Origin of the sequence: Rosistilla oblonga, assembly GCF_007751715.1 — a bacterium.
Classification (GTDB): domain Bacteria; phylum Planctomycetota; class Planctomycetia; order Pirellulales; family Pirellulaceae; genus Rosistilla; species Rosistilla oblonga.
In genome coordinates, this window is the sequence record NZ_CP036292.1 from 660729 (window position 1) to 682104 (window position 21376).

13 protein-coding genes are annotated in these 21376 nt (G+C 58.3%); 4 read left to right on the forward strand and 9 right to left on the reverse strand.

The annotated features are described in order from the left end of the window. Positions 1-101: 101 nt before the first annotated feature. The 5 genes from CA51_RS02390 to CA51_RS02410 all read right to left on the reverse strand — a co-directional run bounded on the left by CA51_RS02390 (position 102) and on the right by CA51_RS02410 (position 6665). Positions 102-2783, reverse strand: a complete 2682-nt coding sequence (locus CA51_RS02390; RefSeq protein ID WP_145117524.1) for a PQQ-dependent sugar dehydrogenase — start codon at positions 2781-2783, stop codon at positions 102-104. 160 nt (positions 2784-2943) lie between these two features. Continuing rightward, entirely contained in the window at positions 2944-3939 is a 996-nt protein-coding gene (locus CA51_RS02395) for a DUF1559 domain-containing protein (protein ID WP_145117525.1), read from the reverse strand. 103 nt (positions 3940-4042) lie between these two features. After that, positions 4043-4378: a carboxypeptidase-like regulatory domain-containing protein gene (locus CA51_RS02400; protein WP_145117526.1), complete on the reverse strand. Its 336-nt coding sequence runs from the start codon at positions 4376-4378 to the stop codon at positions 4043-4045. Positions 4379-5050: 672 nt separating this feature from the next. Continuing rightward, positions 5051-6058 (reverse strand): DUF1559 domain-containing protein, encoded by a 1008-nt coding sequence (locus CA51_RS02405; protein ID WP_145117527.1) that lies wholly within the window; start codon positions 6056-6058, stop codon positions 5051-5053. A 148-nt stretch (positions 6059-6206) separates the two neighbouring features. Then, on the reverse strand, positions 6207-6665 hold the full coding sequence (locus CA51_RS02410) for a transthyretin-like family protein (protein ID WP_145117528.1): 459 nt from the start codon (positions 6663-6665) through the stop codon (positions 6207-6209). A gap of 200 nt (positions 6666-6865) precedes the next feature. Here CA51_RS02410 and CA51_RS02415 point away from each other — a divergent pair, with 200 nt between their 5' ends. Together CA51_RS02415 and CA51_RS02420 are read left to right on the forward strand one after the other, a co-directional pair. Continuing rightward, complete coding sequence (locus tag CA51_RS02415) at positions 6866-8173, forward strand: FG-GAP repeat domain-containing protein (RefSeq protein ID WP_197451528.1); 1308 nt, start codon at positions 6866-6868, stop codon at positions 8171-8173. Next, on the forward strand, positions 8170-9567 hold the full coding sequence (locus CA51_RS02420) for a tetratricopeptide repeat protein (protein ID WP_197451529.1): 1398 nt from the start codon (positions 8170-8172) through the stop codon (positions 9565-9567). Before CA51_RS02415 ends, CA51_RS02420 begins: the two co-directional genes overlap by 4 nt. Positions 9568-9893: 326 nt before the next feature. Here the strand turns inward: CA51_RS02420 and hisN are convergent, their stop codons facing one another. Together hisN and CA51_RS02435 are read right to left on the reverse strand one after the other, a co-directional pair. After that, a complete protein-coding gene (hisN, locus tag CA51_RS02430; protein WP_145117531.1) occupies positions 9894-10709 on the reverse strand; it encodes a histidinol-phosphatase in 816 nt (271 codons plus the stop codon). Continuing rightward, complete coding sequence (locus CA51_RS02435; protein ID WP_145117532.1) at positions 10687-11388, reverse strand: signal peptidase II; 702 nt, start codon at positions 11386-11388, stop codon at positions 10687-10689. The genes hisN and CA51_RS02435 overlap by 23 nt, the downstream gene beginning before the upstream one ends. 230 nt (positions 11389-11618) lie before the next feature. Between CA51_RS02435 and thrC the strand changes: the two genes are divergently transcribed. Both thrC and CA51_RS02445 read left to right on the forward strand, forming a co-directional pair. Continuing rightward, positions 11619-13043, forward strand: coding sequence for a threonine synthase (gene thrC / locus CA51_RS02440; protein ID WP_145117533.1), 1425 nt, complete (start codon positions 11619-11621; stop codon positions 13041-13043). A 150-nt stretch (positions 13044-13193) separates the two neighbouring features. Continuing rightward, positions 13194-13634, forward strand: a complete 441-nt coding sequence (locus tag CA51_RS02445; protein WP_231745954.1) for a YraN family protein — start codon at positions 13194-13196, stop codon at positions 13632-13634. Between the two features lie 44 nt (positions 13635-13678). On the opposite strand, the gene CA51_RS02450 is transcribed toward CA51_RS02445, so the two are convergent. Continuing rightward, positions 13679-18337, reverse strand: coding sequence for an Ig-like domain-containing protein (locus tag CA51_RS02450; RefSeq protein WP_197451531.1), 4659 nt, complete (start codon positions 18335-18337; stop codon positions 13679-13681). Positions 18338-18632: 295 nt separating this feature from the next. Continuing rightward, entirely contained in the window at positions 18633-21209 is a 2577-nt protein-coding gene (locus tag CA51_RS02455; RefSeq protein ID WP_145117535.1) for a dockerin type I domain-containing protein, read from the reverse strand. Between the last annotated feature and the right edge of the window lie 167 nt (positions 21210-21376).

Here is a 21376-nt window from a genome sequence, read left to right on the forward strand (position 1 = left end):
GGTTTGAACGGGAAGACTTGGTCGCTTGAACTTTAAAAGAGACCAGTCGTCCTGCGAATGTGCGCCTTATCGACGAGAAACTGCACTTTTGACTCGGGCGGCTACTCGAGTCGCAGGGAGTCGATGTTCATCAATCCGCCCCGCTGCTTTTCGTTCTTAAAGACGATGAACAGTGCATCGCGGCCGCTGCTGGGATCGATCGCGATCTGTTTCTCTTCAAACGCGTCCCAGCTGCCGTTGACCTCCACCAACACGCTGCCCAACAGCGGGCCGTCGACCGTGCCGCGGCGGACTTCGATCATCCCCCCTGCCCCGGCGCTTGTCACGCGGACGGCGATCGATGCGATCGCATCCAGCGGAATATCGTTGAACTTTAAGAACGCATCGTGGTTGATCGCGCCGATGAACTTCTTTCCTTCGGCTTTGCCCGATCCGAGTTCGCGTGCACCGGAGATCTCGTCCGCCGATTCGGCTTGCATGTTGCGGCTTCGCAGAACGACCTCCGCGGTCCCGATCAGTTTGGGAATCTCATCGCGCCCTAGGTCGGTGTAGGTCGCTTCGAGTCGCATCTTGCCGGGCGTCTCGATGGCGAGCAGTTCGTTGTTGAATCCTTGGGCGGTTGGAGCGGAGGAGTCGGCGGTCGCTGCGTAGACGTACTGAACCATCTGCAGCACTTCGGCTTCGGTGTGCTGCTGGTGCGGCAGCATCCCGATCTTACCCCACACGCCAGTCGATCCCTGGCGTACGCGAGCTACCGATTTTTCGATCTCATGCGGCTGGTCGCGGTATTTGGTGGCGATCTCGACAAAGCTGGGGCCGACCAATCGACGGTTTGCTGCATGGCAATTCAGGCAATCGCTTTTGCGGATCAATGCGAGGCCTGGAGGAACGTTTGCCGCGGCACCTTCATCGGCGACGGCGCTCGCTTCGACAAACAGCCGCGTCGGGGCAAGCCCTTCGATCAAGTGCCATCCCTCTTCTTCGGCTTCATCGAAGTCGCTGGTCCCATCCTCGATGTCGCGGACTTGCAGTCGATAACGAATCGGTTTGCCGGGGCTGAAGAAGTCGCCGTTCTGCGGTTCCAGGAACTTTACTTCCGGTCGCGCGTTCCCGACGATCACCGGCAGCGACATGCTGTTGGTTGCCCCCGATGGATCGGTCACCGTCAGTTCGATCGTATAGACTCCCGGTTCGGCGAAGCTGGCTTCGGCCACCGCTGTCGTCGCGATCGGCTTTCGTACGGGAGGCGTGACGCCCGAGCGAACCGATGTCCATTGATAGGTTAGGCTGTCGCCATCTTTGTCGTATGAATCGGCGGCTGACAGTTTGACGATCAACGGTTCTCGGCCGACGGTGCTCTCGGCGCTGGCCACCGCCACGGGAGAACGGTTGCCGCGGACGTAATCGATTCGGACCAGCCGCGCGTCGGGGTTCACGCCCCATGTCTCGCCGTATTCTATCACGTACAGCGCTCCCGCCGCGTCGAACTGCAAGTCGATCGGGCGGGCGAATTTCATCTCGGGCAGGAACGGCTCCAACCGCTGGACGTTGGAGTCTTTGTCCATGTGAACGGCCATGATCCAGTGCCGCGACCACTCGAACGCAAACAACGTCCCGTCGTAGGCTGCGGGAAACTTGGTGGTCGATTTCGATTGGGCGTCGTAGTGATAGACCGGCCCGGCGCAGGCGGTTCGGCCGCCCGAAGCGACTTCGGGAAACTCCGGCGACGGCGCGGCGGGGTAATAGATCATCGCCGGCTGCGCTGGTGGAAGCTCTTTGCTGCCGGTGTTGTTGACCGATTCGTTGATCGGTTTGAGAGGGTCTTGCGCGGGGTGGATTTCACCGCTGGCAAAATCGACCATCGGGTAGGCGAAGTTGTTGCCGATGAAGTAGGGCCAGCCGAAGTTGCCGGCGGCGCGGGCTTGGTTGACTTCGTCGTAGCCGCGGGGGCCGCGATCGTTGTCGCTGCCGGCATCGGGGCCGACGTCGCCCCAATACAGGTAGCCCGTTTTTTGATCGACGCTGATCCGCCAAGGGTTGCGGCAACCCATCACGTAGATCTCGGGATGTCCGATCGAGCCGTCTTTGGGAAACAGGTTGCCGTCGGGGATCGAATAGCTGCCATCGGGTTCGGGGCGGATCCGCAGCACTTTGCCGTTGTAGCTTTTGGTGTTGCCGGCCGATCGTTGGGCGTCCCAGGGCTCGCGATTCTCTCGCTGGTCGATCGGCGCAAAGCCTTGCGAATCCTTAAAGGGATTCGTGTTGTCGCCGGTGCCGATGAATAGGTTTCCGTCGGGGCCAAACTCCATCGATCCGGCGTGATGGCAGCACTCGCGTCGCTGTTCTTCATACTTGAACATCAACTTCTCGCTCGCCAAATCGATCTGGCCGTCGCGGAAATCGAAGCGGCTGATGTGTTGCCCCGAGAATTCCGGAGGAGAGTACTGCAGGTAGATCCAGCCGTTTTCGGTGAAGTTGGGATCCAACGCCATGCCGATCAGGCCGTTCTCCTGAGCCGTGGTGACTTCCAATTTGCCGACGACGGTCGCTTGTCCGGTTTGCGGATCGATGCGTTTGACCAAGCCCGCGATCTCGATCAGGAAGATGCTCCCGTCGGGAGCGATTTCCAGCTCCATCGGCTGTGTCAGTTCGCTGTAGACCGTCGTTCGCTCAAACCGCTCGACATCGACCTCTTCGGCGTGCAGAGGTGTTGCAGGAATGATCCCGCAGCACAGCAGGAGTGACAGGCAAAGCGGGGCGAACGAGCGGGGTGAGTTCGGCATGGATAGCAGCTCGGGTTAGCGTAGGCGGCAGATCGATGTCGATATTCTAGTCGATGTGATTGCGGTGCGATGGGGAAACGAAAACAGGGCGTTACGCCCAACACATGAAGTGTCGTTCGCAACGCCCTGTCGATTTCAAAGACGCGTTGGCGGTCAGAGCCTAATAAGGAGCGATCACGTTGCCGTCTTGAGGTGTGTGCAGATCGCGATAGGTGATCAGGTCGATTGTTTCGGTCATGAACCGAACAGAACCATCGCCCAGGGTGACTTGCATCCCGCCGGGATGGCAGCCCTTGGCGCTCCAGTCGTCTGCCCACGAAGCCGTTGTGCGACCGAGGCCGTAGGTCAAGCTTTCACCACCAACGTTGGTGACGTCCAGCATGCGCAACCCCGTGTGCCAGGTTTCGGTCGCGCTGATGATGCGTGGCCCAATCCAGATACCACCGGCCCAGTTGCAGTCGGTACCGCCACATTGCAACGACCCAATGCGATCGTCTTGAGTGGTTCGTTCGGAAACAAACATCGTGTTGCTGGTTCCGTCGGTCACGTCGCGGAAGCGGCGATTCGAGTTTTCAAAGAACATGCCGTTCTTGGTTCCCAGGGGATTGCCCGAGGAGTTGGTTTGAATTGCCGAACGTCCAGCGATTGCGAGGTAGTTCGATTTGCCGAGGTTCGATTTGTCGGAGTTGATGCCCGACATCGGATCCGATGGGCAAACATAGGCGTCGATCACGACGGATGCCGAATCGATCGGATCGTTCGCCGATCCGTCGCCATTTTTATCCTGCCAAGACCGAGCAAACCCGCCCGTCTCGGTACCGATTAGATCGTACAGAGCGGATTGTTCGATGTACGGCAGCAGCGAGGTTGCCCAGCCGAGTCCGTTGTTGTTGTTTGCAGCGTCGCCGGGTGAATTCGTGGCGGGATTGCTGTCGTAACATCCCGATGGGAAAACCTGGAACGTGTCGTGATAGTTGTGCATCGCCAGGCCAATCTGTTTCAGATTGTTACCGCATTGCATTCGGCGTGCCGCTTCGCGAGCCGCCTGGACTGCTGGCAACAGCAGGCCAACCAGGATTCCGATGATGGCGATAACCACCAACAGTTCGACAAGTGTGAAGCCGCCTCGGCTGCTTCGATGATTGCGCTGAATCATTACTGAATCTCCACGAAAGAGGAAACGAAAACAGAAAAATAGAAAGCTCGCAGCCGCGGGCGAATTCGTCCGCGGTGCGTTGTGAGCGAGATATGCGAAGCGACTACTTCGACGTTAGCTCCAGCGGGATGTCGTTGGAGCCAGCTTGGACTTCAACAACCAATTCGGATTTCGAATTGTATTTGGCAGGGATCGGTTCCTTGGCCTGTCCCGATGGATCGGGAGCGTCGCTGGGCGTGGTCACGCTGACCTTGTGTGGCCCGATCAATGCGCCTTGTTTGTCGGCGTGGTAGCTGAGCGAGTAGTGTCCCTGTTCGTCGGAAAGGGCCATCGAAGCGCGAGCTTTTGGGTCGTCTTGCGGTTGGAAAACGATGGAAACGTTGGGCAGCGGTTGGCCGTCCATCGTAACCGTACCCTCGACCAACCCGGTCTCGGGCATCGCCAGTCCACTTCCGCCGCAGCCTACCGAAGCGATGGTGAGAACGAGTGCTACGAAAGCAGCAGCAGACGTGGAGTTTAGGTATGTATAAGTTGAGTCGACAAAACGCCGGGGGCTAGTCACGTTGCAGAATACCTTGATACAGAGGTGGGGATGATGTTTAATCCAGGTCTATAGATTATCACTTCATGAATCAACTTTTGTAGAGCCTTTTTGAATAGTTACGCCGAATTGCAGGACGGTGTGGTTCACATAATGCGTGATGTTTTCGCTTTGCGAAATGCGGTTACTTTAGAATGCCATGCTCTACAAGGCTTAATGTTAACTTTAACCCCAAAGTAACAATTTGGCGTTTTTCTAAATATTAATATTGGGTCTAGTTTCTGTTGTGGGTCGCCCTTGGTCAGAGTGGTGGTGTTGTGGTGTGAAGTGGTCAACTTGCTGAGCCGATACGGTTCTCCAGCATCGGAAGCTTGATTCGATCCAATGTGTTGATCATCTGATGGCAGTGTTGGTACCGATTGTGGTCGGCGCGTGCCGAGGCTGTCGTCGTGATTCGATTACCCCCCAAAAAAATCCAGGCAGCCTCGCGGGTGCCTGGATCGGAGCGGATTCGGCGACGCAAGCTAGGGTGCTTGGTTGCCGTTAGCCGATGACGGTGATCGATTCGCGTTAGAAGTTGGAGATCACGTTTCCGTCTTGCGGCGTGTGAAGGTTGCGGTAGAGGTCGAAGTCGATTGTTTCAGTGATGAAACGGACCGAACCATCTCCAAGAGTCGCTTGCATCCCGCCAGGGTGGCATCCCTTGGCGTTCCAGTCGGCACCCCATGTTGCGCTGCTGCGTCCGAAGCCGTGGGTCAAGCTGTAGCCGGTGTCGTAGCCGCCAACGTTGGCCACATCGAACAGATACAGGCCGGTGTGCCACGCTGCGGAACTGCTGACGATACGCGGACCGATCCACAGCCCTCCGGCCCAGTTGCAAGGCGCTCCACCGCACTGCGTCGAATTGACGTTGTCGTTTTGGGTCGTTCGCTCGGAGAGGAACAGCGTGTTGGAGGTACCGTCGATGACGTCGCGGAACTTGCGGTTGGAGTTCTCGAAGAACATCCCATTGCGCTGTCCCAGCGGCGAACCATTGCTGTCGGTTTGCACGGCATAGCGGCCAGCGATCGCCATGTAGTTGGATTTTCCATAATCGCTTTTGTCGGAGTTGAGTCCGGACATTGGATCCGATGGGCAGACAAACGCGTCGATCACAACCTTGGCTGAATCGATGGGGTCGTTTGTGGTGCCATCGTTGTTTTTGTCCTGCCACGATCGGCCGAAGCTACCGGTTTCGAAGCTGATTTGATCGTACAGCGGGGATTGTTCGATGAATGGAAGCAGGAGAGTGCCCCAACCCAGTCCATTGTTGTTGTTGAGTGCATCGGTTGGGGAGTTCGTCTTGCGGTTGCTGTCGATGCATCCCGATGGGAAGACTTGGTAAGTATCGTGGTAGTTGTGCAGCGCCAGCCCAAGCTGTTTCATGTTGTTGCTGCATTGCATCCGGCGAGCCGCTTCGCGAGCCGATTGCACAGCGGGCAATAACAACCCGACTAAGATCCCGATAATCGCGATCACTACCAATAGTTCGACCAAAGTGAAGCCGCGACGACTGTGTCGCTGTGGGTGTTGTGACATGGTGTAGATTCCTGAAGTGTTAATGAAATAGAAGTGCAGACCGGTAGCCGACAAGAATTCGAGCGTACGTCGATCCCGGAGATGACTGCGGACCTTCAGCGGTCGGTTCGACCGCTGGCTGGTCTCGTGCAATCGCTTGCGAGTGGGGTTATTTCGAAGTCAGTTCTAACGGGATATCGTTTGAACCCGCTTTGACTTCGACTACCAATTCGCTTTGCGAGTTGTATCTCGCTGGGATCGGATCCTTCGACTGTCCCGATGGATCGGGAGCGTCGGTTGGCGTGGTGATGCTGACCGTGTGCATTCCGATCAGTGCGCCTTGCTTGTCGGTGTGGTAGGTCAGCGTGTAACGCCCCTGTTCGTCGGAGACTGCCATCGAAGCTCGCGCTTGAGGATTCTCTTGCGGTTGGAAAACGATGGAGACATTGGGTAATGGTTGTCCATCCAACGTGACAATCCCTTCGACCTCACCGGTCTCCGGCATCACCAAACCGCTGCCGACGCAACCTACCGAAGCGAGCAGCAAAACGATCGCTACAAATTTAGTAACAAGTGTTGAGTTAATCTTGGTGTTCGTCGAGTCGACAAATCGTCGGGGGTCGGTCACGTTGTAGAATGCCTTCTTGCAGGGTTTGAGAAATAATGTTGTACGGAACGCTTATACATTATCACTTCACGTATCATCTTTTGTAGGGCTATTCTGTATAGTTGTGCAAATTTACACGAGGTTGATGAGCGTATTATGGGGAATGATTTCGCATAGCGGATCCCGTTCACCGCAAAAATACTTGATCGATGAAAGGCTTAATGTTGATTAAATCCCCAATGTCGCAAATCGCGGTTCTTCTATTATTAATATTAGCCGTGCCGCTTGTGGCTGTTTATGTTCCGTCGGTTGTGGGGTCTTTGAGTCCGCTGCCGGTCGTCTTTCAGGGCGGAACAACCTGTCCGGCATCAAGCGTACAGTTCGATCAGGTGGCGTTGGGTGGCACGTCTGTAGGACTGCCGCAGATCACCAACGTGCAAGTCCTCGATTTTGATGGCGACGGCGCCAACGAAGTGCTCGCTTGCGATTCGCTGAAGAACCAAGTGGTGCTGTTTCGTCAGGTCGATGGTGAATGGCAAGAAGAGGTTTTGGTGCCCGATGTCGCCGCACCCGCGCACGCGACGGCTGTCGATATCGATTCCGATGGCGATCTCGATTTGGTCGTTTCGGTCTTGGGAAACATCCTGCCCGACGACAGCGTGATCGGGCGGGTGGAGTTGTTTGAGGCGACGCCCGATGGGTATCGGCGGCATGTGATCTTGGACGACGTGCGACGCGTTGCCGATGTCCAGCCCGCCGACTTCGATGGCGATGGCGATATCGATCTCGCGGTGGCTGTTTTTGGGTACTCTCGCGGTTCGGTCTTGTGGCTTGAGAATCGCGGCGAGTTGAAGTTCCGCGACCATCTGCTGCACACTGCCCCGGGGACGATCCACGTTCCGATCGCCGACTACGATGGCGATGGCGACCTCGATATCGCGGCGATCGTCACGCAAGACGAAGAGGAGCTGTGGGGATTTGAAAATCTTGGCCAGGGGGAATTCAAGAAACGCCGGCTGTGGATGACGATCAATCACGATCTCGGCAGCGCGGGGCTGGTGCAAGCCGATCTCGATGGAGATGGCGACCCCGACCTGATCCTGCCAGCGGGCGATAACCTGGAGGATCTCGATGCCTATCCGCAGCCCTATCACGGCTGTTATTGGTTCGAGAACCAAGGCGATTGGACTTTCCAGATCCATCGTATCTCCGACCTCGGTGGAACGTATGCTGCCGACGTCGGCGATTTCGATTCCGACGGAGACCTCGACGTCGTCTTGGCCAGCATGACGAACAACTGGAATCGGACCGATACTGCGAGCCTGGTCTGGCTGGAAAACGATGGCCAGCAGAACTTTACGACCTGGCAGATCGCTAGCGATCCGATCCATCTGGTCACCGTGGCCGCGGGAGATCTCGACGGCGATGGCAGCGACGATATCGTGGCGGGGGCGCTGAATCTGCGGAAACCGTTTCAGCGGGTGAGCCGCGTGAGTGCATGGATCAATCAAGGCGAGGGAAAACAATGAAACGTCTCAAACAGCTTCTGATTGTCATCCTGGTCCTCGAGGTCATCTTCTGCGGCATCTACGTCAAGCGTCGCTTGTGGAACCATCATGTCGTGCTGCCAGCGGTGACGCTGGACGATCCGTTATTGGCGGCGGAGTTCCAGCAGCTTGCCGATCAAGCGACTGCGGGAGGGAGCGCGGAATGGCAGGCTCTCGGCGAAGGCTTGCTGGGACAAGGCTTTTACGGCGAGGCGGAGCATGCGTTTCGAGCGGCTGTCGATATCGACCCGAGCAACTACCTGGCTCACTTCGCCCTGGCCTTTTGTCTCGATCGCACCGGCCGGATTGCCGAGAGCAGCGAAGAGTATTTGAAGGCAGCCGAAATCCAGCGCAAGTCAAAGCAATTGGTCGGATCGGTCGAGCATTGTTTGTATCAAGTCGGCAAGAACCACTTGCGCGAAGAGGACGCGGCGGCGGCGATCGACAGCTTTGCCAGCCAAGCCGGGTTTGCTCCCGCCAGCTACCAATACGCCAAGCTGTTGGTTCGCGATGGCAAGGTCGATCGCGCGATGCCGGTGTTGAAGATGGAGCTCGATAAAACGCCGCTGTCGTTGAAGTTCAACGCGCTGCGGTTGCAGGCGTTGGAATCGACGGGCCAGCAGCGTTTGGCGGACGAAGCGGCCGACGTGCTGCAACGATCGCAGTACCAGATCCCGATCGATCTGAACACCGACTACGTGACTCCCATGAATCAGCGGTTGGGGATTTCTCGGCAGTTGCAGGAATACAACGAACTGCTGGCGTCGGGAGATATGGATCTACTGGCGAAGCATTTGCAGTCGATGTGGGATGTTGTCGAGCCGACGACGCTGAACCAAAAGAGCAAGATCCTGATCAGCATGGCGGAGGTTGCGTTTCAGCGGCGTCGAGCCGAGGAGATGTTACACGCCGTCGACCGCTTAAAAGAACTGGGTGTCAGCAGTCCCGACATGTTGCAATTGGAAGGGGCGGCTTATCAGTTGAATGGCGACATCGATCGGGCGATCGCGTTGTGGATTCGCGCCAGCGAGATGTCTCCCAATATCCCGCTGCACCAAATTCTGGCCGATGCCTATCAGCAGAAGAACGACGACGCACGACGCGATTATCATCGCGGCCAAGCTGCCTTGTTGGAAGCGAAGCTGGCCTATTGGAATAACCAATGGGAGCCGGCGAAGCAGGCGGCCCAGCGGGCGATCGATGTCGATCCGTCGCTCGATCAAGCGTGGTTCTACCTGGCGGAGATCGAACGAGAGCTAGGCAATCCACAACCGGCGTTGGAGGCGTACCAAAAGTGTTTGGATCTGAATCCCAACCACGGCCGAGCGCTGGCGGCGGAGAGTCGCTTGGGCGAGAAGGCAGTCGATTCGGAGTAGCGGTTTGACTTGCGCGATTCGTTCAGGTTTATTTGGCCATTTGCTGAAGCGTTTTGAATGGCAGGTACATCCGCATCGGGTATCCGGGTAGCGTCGCGAAATCGAAACGCTGGTAGAACTGCTTCGATGATTCGTCGACGCAATCGAGCCGTCACCTGGGGCTTTCGCCGCCAGGCTTTATGCGATCGCCACTCCGCGGCTGGGTGCTGGTAGGGCGTCGGGGGGCAATCTTTGGAGGCCTGGGGCTTTCGCCGCCAGGCTTTATGCGATCGCCGCTCCGCGGCTGTGTGCTGGCGGGGTGGCGTTTGGCTTGAGTGGGGTGGGGCTTACCCGCCGAGGTGTGATAGGACTTGGGCGTGCAGTTTTCCGTTGGTGCCGAAGGCGTCGCCGCCGCGGATCGTTGGATTGCCTTTCCAGTCGCTGAATTGGCCGCCGGCTTCGGTCAGAACCGGTTGGACCGCGGCGACGTCGTAAGGGTTGACGATCGGATCGACCATGATGTCGGCGCGGCCGGTGGCGACTAACAGGTAGCCGTACGCATCGCCCCAGCTGCGAGTGATCGATGCTGCCGATTGCAGGCTGTCGTAAGCGGCGGCTGCGCCGCGGTTGGCGAAGCTGTCGACTTGGCTGGTCAGAAAGACGGCGTCTTCGATGCGGTCGCACGGCGAGACGTGGGCGGCGGTCCAATCGGCGTCGCTATTGCGGCGATGCCATGCGCCACTGCCAATCGCGGCGACGATCGATTCGCCCAAGGCGGGGATCACGATCGCTCCAGCGATCACTTGATCGTCTTTCTCGACGGCGACAATCGTCGAATAGAGCGGAACGCCACAGATGAACGACTTCGTGCCGTCGATCGGATCGACGATCCAGCGGTAGCCCGAACTGCCCTGCGTGTCGGCAAACTCTTCGCCCAGGATCGCATCGTCGCCATACGATTCGGCGACTCGCTGGCGGATCAGACGCTCGGCGCTGCGATCGGCTTCGGTCACCGGCGACGCGTCTCCTTTGCGATCGACGGCGAGGGTGGCGTCGCCAAAGAAGTTGAGCGTCAGTTGGCCAGCGGCATGGGCCAAGTCGATCATCGCTGCAACACGACCTTCATCGCGAGCGGACCATTCACTGGGAGGAGTTGTTGTCACGGTGTGCCTCGTTGGAATCTTCTTGAGAGTTTGGTTTGTCGTCGTCGAATTCATCGACGGGGAAAAACGATCGGTAGATCAGCATCGCCGCGCCGCAGACTAGCAGGCTGTCGGCGATGTTGAAGTTGGGCCATTTGAGCGTGTCGCTGGCTTGGAACAGGATCCAATCGCGGACTCCCGATTGCCAACGCGGATCCATTCCCGGTTCCCACCACAATCCGAGCCGATCGTAGAGGTTGCCGATAATGCCGCCCATCACACAGCCCAGGGCGATGGTCAGCAGCCATTGGTGGGCGGCGCGTTTAACGAACAGCCAGACGAAGATCGCGATCGCCGCGACGACCGAGATCGCCGCAAACAACTGTCCCTTGCCAGCACCGATGCCAAAGACGGCGCCGATATTCACGGCGGTCTCGATGCCAACATAGCCTTCGACAACCCAGTGGGGCGGACGCATGCCGGGCAGCCCACGCCATGCGAACATCGCTTGCTTGGTCCACAGATCGGCGACCGCACCGAGGATTGCCAGTGCGAAGAAGGTGATGTAGCGGTTGGTGGGGATGGCTGGCAGGGGATTGGAGTGCGGCAAGGGGCTTCCGTCACGCGATTGGGGTGGGGGATTGGAGCGGTCGGCGGGAGCGTTTGCTAGCACCTGCGGATCGCCGTTTGGGCTGAGCATTGTCGCTTTCTCCACCAGAATACTCGTTTTTTGTCTTGCGGTTCCTGTTGCTTCGTCGAATTTGAAACAGCATACCGGAAATCGAATTTTCTGGTCTCAATTAGCAGGTCTGGCGATGCCAATCTAGCGACAAACGAGAAAAACCGATCTATTCTATAGTTTGGGACCGATGACTTGGCAAAGTCCCCCGAATTACACAATCCGCCGTCACGCAATCGAATCACGCTATCATGCTCCAGACGAAACCATCGCATCGCAAGACCGAAGGAATCGCGCTTCAGAAGTGCATCTCGCCCTCCTGTGGCGCCACCTACGAGGCGGAGTCGGTGCGCACCAGTTGCGATCGGTGCGGCGATCTGGTCGACGTGATCTACGATTGGGACCGCGGTACGGTTCCGGCAAAGTTGAAGGACTTCGAACAATTCTGGACGCAGCGCCACGATCGGCTGCGGTTCAGCGGCGTTTGGCGGTTTAAAGAATTGCTGCCATTTGCTCCCGACGACAAGATCGTCACCGTGGGCGAAGGGCAGACGTTGCTGCAGCAGGCTGAATCGGTCGCCCAATACGTCGGCATGAACGCTGGCCAGTTGTATCTGCAGTACGAGGGGATGAACCCGTCGGGCAGCTTCAAAGACAACGGCATGTGCGCCGCCTTCACTCACGCTCACATGATGGGTGCCAAGCGAGCCGCTTGCGCCAGCACGGGCAACACCAGCGCGTCGTTGGCGATGTATTGTGCGGTCAGCCAATTGATGAAGGCGATCATCTTCGTCGGATCGGGCAAGATCGCTTACGGCAAGCTCAGCCAAGCCCTCGAATATGGCGCCCTGACCGTCCAGATCGCTGGCGACTTCGACGATGCGATGATCCGCGTCAAACAGGTCAGCGATGAACTGGGGATCTATCTGGTCAACAGCGTAAATCCCTTCCGGCTGGAAGGCCAGAAGACGATCATGTTCCGCGTTCTCGAAGCGTTGCAGTGGGAAGTGCCCGATTGGATCGTCGTTCCCGGCGGCAACTTGGGGAACAGCAGCGCGTTTGGCAAGGCGTTTACCGAGCTGAAGGAACTGGGGCTGATCGATCGGATTCCACGTTTGGCCGTGATCAACGCATCGGGAGCCGACACGCTGTACGAACTGTACGAACGCCGCGGCGTGCGTTGGAACGGCGGCAATGTCGATATGGATCCGATTCGTGCGTTCTACGACGAAATGGACCGCGATGGAGCCAAGGCGGACACGATCGCCAGCGCGATCGAGATCAATCGCCCGGTGAACCTGAAGAAGTGTCTGCGTGCGTTGGAAGCTTGTGATGGCGTCGTTCGGCAGGTCTCCGACCAAGAGATCCTGGACGCCAAGGCGAAGGTCGGTGCTGGCGGAATCGGTTGCGAGCCGGCTAGTGCAGCAAGCGTTGCCGGAGCGAAGATGCTTCGCCGCGAAGGGGTGATCGCTCCGAGCGACCGCGTCGTCTGCATCCTGACGGGGCATCAGTTGAAAGATCCCACAGCGACCGTCGCCTATCACACGACTGACCAGGCGGTCTTTAACGACGTCTTGGGGAGCCGTGGCGTGCAGCGGGCCAGTTTCGCCAACCGAGCTGTCGCGTTGCCTAACGATTTGGAAGAGATCATCAAAGCGATCCGGCTGTATTCTTAAGCCGGCATCGGCCGCTGGCCAGAACGGGAGCGGTCCGCCCTCCCCTACCCTGCTCCATCCAGTCGGATGGAGCCTGCCGTCGCTTGGCATTTCATCGACTGGGCGGTTTTGCTGCGCAGACGCGTTGCCGGGCGCTATAGAATCGTAGTTGTGATTGCACAACTAATGCGTCGATTCGACGACTGGCGGTTTGGCAAAATCGATCTCAGTCGTCCCCTGGGAGAGCGTGGCGAGCAGGCTGCGGAGCGTTATCTTCGCAAGCTGGGCTACCGGATCGTATCGCAGAACGATCGGCAGGGGATCGGAGAGATCGATCTGGTGGCGGTCGACAAACGGACGGTGGTGTTTGTCGAGGTCAAGACGCGGACCAGCGATCATCGCGGGCATCCCGCCGACCGGATCGATGCCGACAAAGAGCGGCGTTTGACGCGTGCGGCTCTTTCGTTTCTGAAACGCCATCGATTGTTAGAGCACCGGGCGCGGATCGATGTGATCGCCGTCTGGTGGCCGCCGGGGCTGGAACAGCCCGAGCGGATCGAACACTATCAGAACGCTGTTGAGCCGACCGGTCAGTACCAATGGTTCAGCTGACCGGCCGATGAACAACGCGTTTTGCAGACGCTGCTTTTTAGAGACTACAGGCCGCCAAAGATCTGGTCGACGGCTTGGGTGTAGTCGCTGAAATCAGCTTCCCCTTCAGCAGTGATGCTGGGGACAAAGTTCACGTTGCCGAGAACGCGAATCACCGTATCGCCGGTGTCGGGATCTGCGACCGAGATGAACAGGGCTCGTTGGATGATAACCGGATCCGACACGCGGCCGTCGGCGTACAGTTTGGTCAATTCCAACTGGTTGCCATCTTCGCTCAACGTCGCCGAGATCGCTGCGGTGCTGTCGAAGCCGCTGCCACCCTTGACGTACATGAACGTCATGTCGCCGCTGGTGTTGAGGCCAAACACGATTCCCTGCTGAGCCAACGCGTCGAGGTCGGCTGTGGTCATGCTGGGGTTAGCACGTTGCAACGCCATCAAGTAGCTGCCGATATAACGGTCCAGCGTGTTGCCAGCGGTTGCGTTGAAGCTGTCGGCGGTGAAGGAGATGTCGGCGTAGGTTTCGCCACCTGCTGGAGCAATCGACAGCGAGATGCTGTTCGGATTCGAGGCACTATCGACGACGCCCGATGGAGGAGCGTAGGAGAGTGTGTAGTCGCCGGGAGCGACGTTCTCGAAGACGAAGTTACCGTACGCGTCGGAGAGGACCGATTGTGGAGCGGAGCCCTCTTGGGTCAGAGTCACCCAAACCGCACCGAGTCCAACTTCGCCTTCATCCTGCGAGCCGTTGGGTTCGCTGCCGTTGGCTTGGTCGACGTAAACCGATCCGCTGATCGTGCTCGGTTGGAATGGCAGGATCTCGACGGCGACGGTGCCGACGCGGTCGGAGAACGAATCGGTGACAGTGTAGGTAAACGAAGTCTCTTCAGCGGATGTTTCCGAAGGAGTCGTCAACGTGATCGTCGTTCCGTCGGCACTGAGAGTGGCAGAGCCAACCGACGGCTGAGTGATCGATGTGATCGTCAGCGTGTCTCCCTCGGCATCCGAATCGTTTGCCAACAGGTCGCTGACGAGGATCGTTTTGGTCAGACCCTTGTAGGTCGAGACGGTGTCGTTGCCGACAACTGGAGCCGCGTTGTTGGTGATCGAAACCGTTGCGATCGAAAATTCGCTAGGCGATCCGTTGTCGCGAACCGAGATTTCGAACGTGTCGGTTCCCGAGAAACCTGCGACTGGTGTGTAGGTGACCGATTGATCGGCGTTGAGGACCACGGTGCCGCCGCCGGAGGTTGTGCCTCCGTTGCTGACCGCGAAGATCGTCAACGTTTGGCTCGATTCGTCGGCTGGTCCCGGGGTCGCACCGCTCAGCAATGTGCTGCGGTCCAACGTGATCGCTTCGGAACCTTGGGTCAGCTGAGTGACGGGTTGCAGGTTCGGTGCGTCGTTGATCGAAGCGATCGAGAAGCTGGCCGTTGCCGTCGTCGTGTCGACGCCGTCGCTGATCGTGTAGGTGAACGAGTCGTTGCCGTGGTAGTCGGCAGCCGGTTGGAAGGTGACGACGCCACCGTCGAGCGTGACCGTGCCGCCCGCAGCCGAAGTGGCTGCGACAGCCGAGATCGCAAGCGTTTGCTGCTCGTTCGCAGGGCCTGCCGAATCGTTTGCCAAAACGCTGGCTGGCAGCGTGAAGGTTTCGTCTTCGTCGATTTGGAACAATCCGTCAGCACCAAAGACTGGTTTGTCGTTGACCGAAGCCACGTTGATCGTGACGGTTGCGGTGTTGGCACCAATCGCTGCGGCTGCGGAATCGTCGCCGCTGGTGTCGCTGATCGTGTAGGTGAATGTCAGCCCGCTGGTGCTGAAGTAGTCTTCCGCCGGAGTGAAGGTGACGACGTCGTCGGTCTTCGTCGCGGTGCCGTTGTCATCGATCGCCAGCGTTCCCGCCGCGGCAGGGAATCCGGTGGTGTCGATCGACTCGAGCGTTACCGATTCACCGACGTTGCCCAGATCGTTCGACAGCACGTTGATGTCGATCGCTCCAGAATCTTCGTTGATGTTCACGACGTCTGGGATCGCACGTGGGCGGACCGTTGGGACAACGCTCAACGTGACATCGGCGGTTGCCGAGAGTCCCTCGCTGTCCTGGATCGTGTAGCTGAAGTCGATCGCGGTGTTGACGTAGTTGGCCGATGGAGCGGTGTAGATCAGCGATTGGCCGTCGCCAGCGATCGCGATGGTGCCGGCACCCGCAGGCAATGCGGTGACGTCGGTGATCGTGACCGAGGTTCCTTCGCCGGGGCCCGCGTTGTCGTTGTCCAGCACGTCCAGCGTTCGTGGCGTCAGGCCTTCGTCGACAGTCAAGGCGTCGTCGGTCGCTACGGGAGCGTCGTTGACACCGGTGATGTTCACTCGAACGGTCGCCGTGACGCCTGGGTTCACACCATCGGTCAGAGTGTAGGTGAACGAATCGGCGTTGCTGCCGAAGACGTTTGCAGCGGGGGTGTAGGTGATTGTGCCAGCACCCGAGTTGAGCACGACGCTGCCAGCGGATGCGCCCGATCCGGCGGTGACGCTAGCGATGCTGAGGATGTTGTTGTCGTCCGAATCGTTGGCCAACAGATCGGATACGTCGATCGTCAACGGCACGTCTTCGGTTACTGCGATCGTGTCGTTCACAGCGACCGGCGGCGTGTTGACGTCGGTCACGTTGACGGTGACGGTTCCGGTCGCGGTTCCGCCAGCGCCATCGCTGATCGTGTAGGTGAAGGTGTCGTTGCCCAGTTCACCGCTGAGAGGCGTGTAGAGGATCTCGGAAGTCGATGAGTTAAACGAAACCGATGCTCCCTTGGACGACGTGGACGATACGCCCGTGACGGTCAGAGTTTGGCTCGATTCGTTTGCGGGGCCCTTGAGGTCGTTGGCCAGCAGGCGAGCGGCGGTGATCGTCAGCGAATCGGTTTCCGGAGTCGTCAGGCCAGTGCCCGAATCGTTGACGGCGGTGGGAGGATCGTTGACGGCGGAGACGGTGATCGAAACGACGCCTGTCGCTTCGACACCTTCGCTGTTGACGACGGTGTAAGTGAAGCTGTCGGGGCCGTTGTAGTTTGCGTCGGGAGTGTATGTCAGGGTGTTGGTAGAGCCATCGCGGGTAACGGTACCGTTGGTCGGCTGAGTGAAACCGTCTGTCGATTTCAGGGTCAGCGTGCCCCCGTTGATCTCGGTGTCGTTGGCGACCGGGTCGAAGGTTCTTGCTGTGTCCTCGACGGCGGTGATGCTATCGGCGCCGATCGTGATGTCTTGCGGAGGAGCTACAAAAGTACCGCGGACCAAACCCTCGCCATTTTCCGAGAGGTCGATCTCGACAAGGCCGTCTTCGGTCAAAGCTTCGTCGCTTCCGAAGACTGTCAGTTGGTTGCCGACCAGATCGGGCATGTTCAGGCTGAAGGTGACGTCGCCCGGTTGAACAACCACAAGTTCCAGGCTGTAGGCTTCGAAATCCTGGCCGTTGTATTGGTTGGGATTAGGGACGATGGTCGGCAGGCCACCGGGAGAGATGTTGTTGGAGAATCCGCCGACTTCGTCGAAGATCACATCGTCGCCGTCGGGATTTCCATCGCCGGTGAGCGTGTAGTTGCCGCTGGGGCTGGAAGTGTAAAGAGCGCTTTCGTTCAGGTTCGACGAACGGAAGTCGATGTTGTAGCGGAAGGCGTCGGGGTTGAGCCCGTCGGCTTGGTTGTTGTTTAGGTAGACGGGGATCTCGGCCGTGGTCGCGTCGATGGTGAGCGCCTGGCCTCCAGCGTCGGAGAAGTTGGCTACGACGTTGAGTGCGGGGATATTTTGAAACTCTTCGTTGTCACCGTTGTAACGGACGACAAATTGGTACGGATCGCCAACACCCGTCTCTTCATTTTGCTCGCGGGTCGATCGCACGCCACTCGGGAAGACGCTGATGCTGCCCGATTCGAAGTTGCCAGCTTCTTCGATGCCGCTGGCCAGAGCGTTTTCGAATCCGTTGGCAGCAACGTCTGCCAAGCTAACCGTGGCGGTATCGCCGCCAGGGAAGCTGAGTTCGAAGTTGCCCGATCGAGCATCGACAAGGTTCTCGGAGATCGTCAGGATCTGCGTTTCGCTTAATACCGGTGCGAAGACGTCTTTGTTGTTCGCCAAGATGTCGGCGTAGACGGTGAACGCGCCCAAAGGTTTCGAGAAGGGATCGTTACCGAAGTGAGTCCAACGGACTTCCAGATTGAACTTCTCACCGACCTCGAGTTCAAAATCTCGAGTCGTCATCGGATTGGCAGTCGTCGACGCTCCCGTATCGCGAAGCAGCGATTGGTTGTCTTGGGAGACGTCCAGCGAAAGCTTTAATACCGCCGCCAGTTCGCCTTCGCCACGATTGATCGTGTTGATGATGTTCAACGCATCGATCGGTGTGATCAAACCGTCGTTGTTGACGTCGGGGAAGACGCCATCTTCGTTGGTCGATCCCAGTTCGCCGCTAGCCGACGCGCTGGCCGAATTCAGGCGATTGATCACGATCAGAGCGTCGACCGCAGTCGTTTGGTAATCCCGATTGGTATCGGTACCAAAGATGTAGTTGTGGTGCGGATTCAGACCATCCATCGGTACCGCGATGTCGGCAGCCAGCAATCGCCGACCTTCCAACGCCTCACCAAACAATTTGCGCCGCTGACGGCTGCTGTTTTTTTTGCGTGACTTCAAAAACCGTTGGCGCAATTGGTTCATCGCCATTCCTATTGTTTGGTCTGCGAGAAGCGTGGTCGTTTATTTACGATGTTCGATGCGATCGAGCTTGCCCAATAAATGGAGGCAAAGCATCTGGGGGTTCACCGTTGTTTCAGCTGGGGCCGAGTCGCATGCCACGCGACCAAATCTCCGCCGAATTTGGTGAGTTTCTCTATCTTATCCAGACTGCCGGCGTTAGCAAGTTTTCTTGATCATTAGAATGTAAGTCATGCTGCGAAAACAAAAGTTAGAACCTGGAATACCGATATAGTTCCACCAAAACCGAGATTTGGTTTTACTTTTGTAGTGGTTGGATTAAAGGTTCAAGCGGTCCGGACTCTGATTCTAGTGAGTTTTTCGGTTCGTCTGTTTCTTCGGGACTCGCAAATTGTTCTAAATTTAATGGGGCAACTGGCTGCCCTGCCTTGGGGTGTTGGCCCATGGTCCCGGCGAAGGAGGCTGACGACAGCGCCGCAAAAAATTTGTCGGTCGCCTGTTCGTGTTCCCCTTCGGCAACTTGCGTCGCTGCGTCGGCGGTTTGGAATCTTGCCGAGACCGCTGCGGCGAACGGGGCGGATGCCGAGTCGCCGTCGGTTTGCGAGCCGGTCTGCGGCTCGGAGCCGGCGTCTGCATACCACTCGCCAGCGTCCGCCGGATTGCGTTGCAGTTCGTTTAGGATCTGCAGGACGTCGATCGGAGCGATCATGCCGTCGCCGTTGACGTCGTAATATCGCGATCCGATGTCGGATGCTGTCAGCTGACGGCTGCCGCTGCGATTGATTTCGTTCAGGATCTGCAAGGCGTCGAGGGGTTCGATCGAGTTGCTGGCATTGACGTCGTAGCGGTCGGTGGGGTTTTGCCAGGGGCTGGTCAGCTGAGTGACGCGGACCGCGGCAAATGCTTGCGCCACGCCATCGACGACTTCGATATCGATCAGAGGAGTTTCCACCTGATAGATTTCCGGGCGGTCGCTTTCGATTTCCAGCCGATATTGGCCGTCGGGGAGGCCGTTGAGCGAGAACGTCCCGAGGTTGTCGGTGCTTGTGGCGGTTTCGGTTCCGAAGCGTAGATTGTCCAGGGCGATCGAGGTTTCGGCGTGGCCGTAGGCGCGAATCGATGCGATCTGCCGCGTCGCGGTAGATATCTGGAGAGTCGTGCTGGTCTCCACGGCGATCGCGTCGCTGGTGATCCGATGGATCAATTCCCCGCTGGCGTCGTAGGCTTCGATGCGTGCATAGCTGGGGGATGCGAGCGCGGTCGCATCGATCCAAACGCTAGCAACAGGTTCGTCGAATGTCGCTTGGAAGATCTGGTCGCGGGCGGAGGACCACGATTCGGAGTTGCGGAATTGGGCGGTGTTGAACGCGGCAAACACTTGCTCGCCAGTCGTAGCGAACTGCGACACCGATGCCGAAATCGTCTCGCTGATCGAGGTGCCGACCGCCGAAAGCGTGACTCCAGGCGTCGCGGGGATCGCGGCGGCGGGGTAGTCGTCCGGTTCGACCCCTTGGATCAGCGAAACCGGCTGTCCCAGCTGGTCGACGATCTGGATGGAAACGTCGGCAACTCCCGGATCGGCAGCATCGAATTCGCTGTCGTTCTGGCGGTCCAGCCAGACGTGTCCGGCGATCGCGGCGGAGCTTTCGGTGGTCGCGGGCAGATCGGACGATCCGGTGAAGAGGTTGCTGGTGATCCCCGTCTGCTGATCGATCGCCCGAATTTCGATCAGGTTGAAGGGAACGTCGATCGCGATGCGAAGGTCCAGCGTCGCGGTCTGAGCGTTCGGCTGCGACGCGATCAGCCAATCGCCCGCATCGATGCGGTATTCGATCCGGCTGATCTCGTTGAGCGTGATGTCGTTTTGCAGGCCTGTCGAGTTCTGATTGGGCAGAGCTTGCGCCGCGGCGGACCCTTGGAATCTGTAGGTTCCGGTGGTGCTGTCGAATCGGCCGCTGCCCGAGAGTGTCAGCGGAACATCCAAGACGTCGAAGATGCCGTCGCCATCGCTGTCCTGCCAGCCGACGAGGGCGAGCGTCGCGGCAGAGCTGGTGTGGTTTACGTAAGCCGTCTGCAGGCTGGTGCCTCCCGACATGATGCTCGGCTCTTGAACAAAGCCAGGATCGGGGTTGTTGTTGATCGCGTTGAGGTTTTGCGAATCGTAGTAGCCCCGTGTGCGGTAGGCGGACGCCCCGCCCGCATATTCGTCGAGAGCGTAGAAAATATGCCCCGTCTCGTGGGCAAACGTCGACGCGGGACGCGAGGCTGGGGAGACGAAAAACAGGCCTCCCGGCAACGCAAAGGCGGTGGAGAACGAACCCCCGGGGGCGAATTGGCCGTTGGGGTCCGATGCGGCTACGAAGATCGTAAACGACCAATCGGTATCCAATTTCTGCCGTTGGGCGTCGTTGAACTCGCGAATCCCCTGCTCCAGCGAATCGACGTCGGCGTGTCCGACATCTCGCAGGAATTGGGAGATCCACACTTGGTAGTCATCCGAGGGGCGGTCGATCGGTTCGAACGGCGACTCGTAAGGCGTCGTCGCGAAGCTGTCGTCGATGACAAATTCCAGCGAATGGACTGTATCGAGTTGGTCCAGCGTGTCGGCCCACCACTGCACCCCTTCGGTTACTTTGGCGAGAGTCGCCGCGATTTCTGTTTCGGACCAGTCCTGAGTGCTGGTATCGATCGAGCCATCGCTTTCGATCAACACGGGGGTCACCGCGACGCGGCCGAGGAAATATTCGCCGGTATCGGCGGCGGTTGCACCCAGCGGCAGCCCCGCTAGCAATTGCCGGGACTCGAGATGTTCCACCTGCAGCGCGCAACGGTTCCGCGAATTGCGGCGTCGCGACAGTCGCAGCGGGTGGCTCATATAGCAGCAGGCAAAGACGAGGGGCTAACGGCAACTAACAGACGATCGTACCGATAAGGGACGAAAATCCTCTTATTAGATTCTCGTATGCCAAAAAGATTCCGTCTTTAAAATAAACTTCTCCGTCTTGGGAAACCTTGCGGCGCGATCGGGTCATACCTACTGGG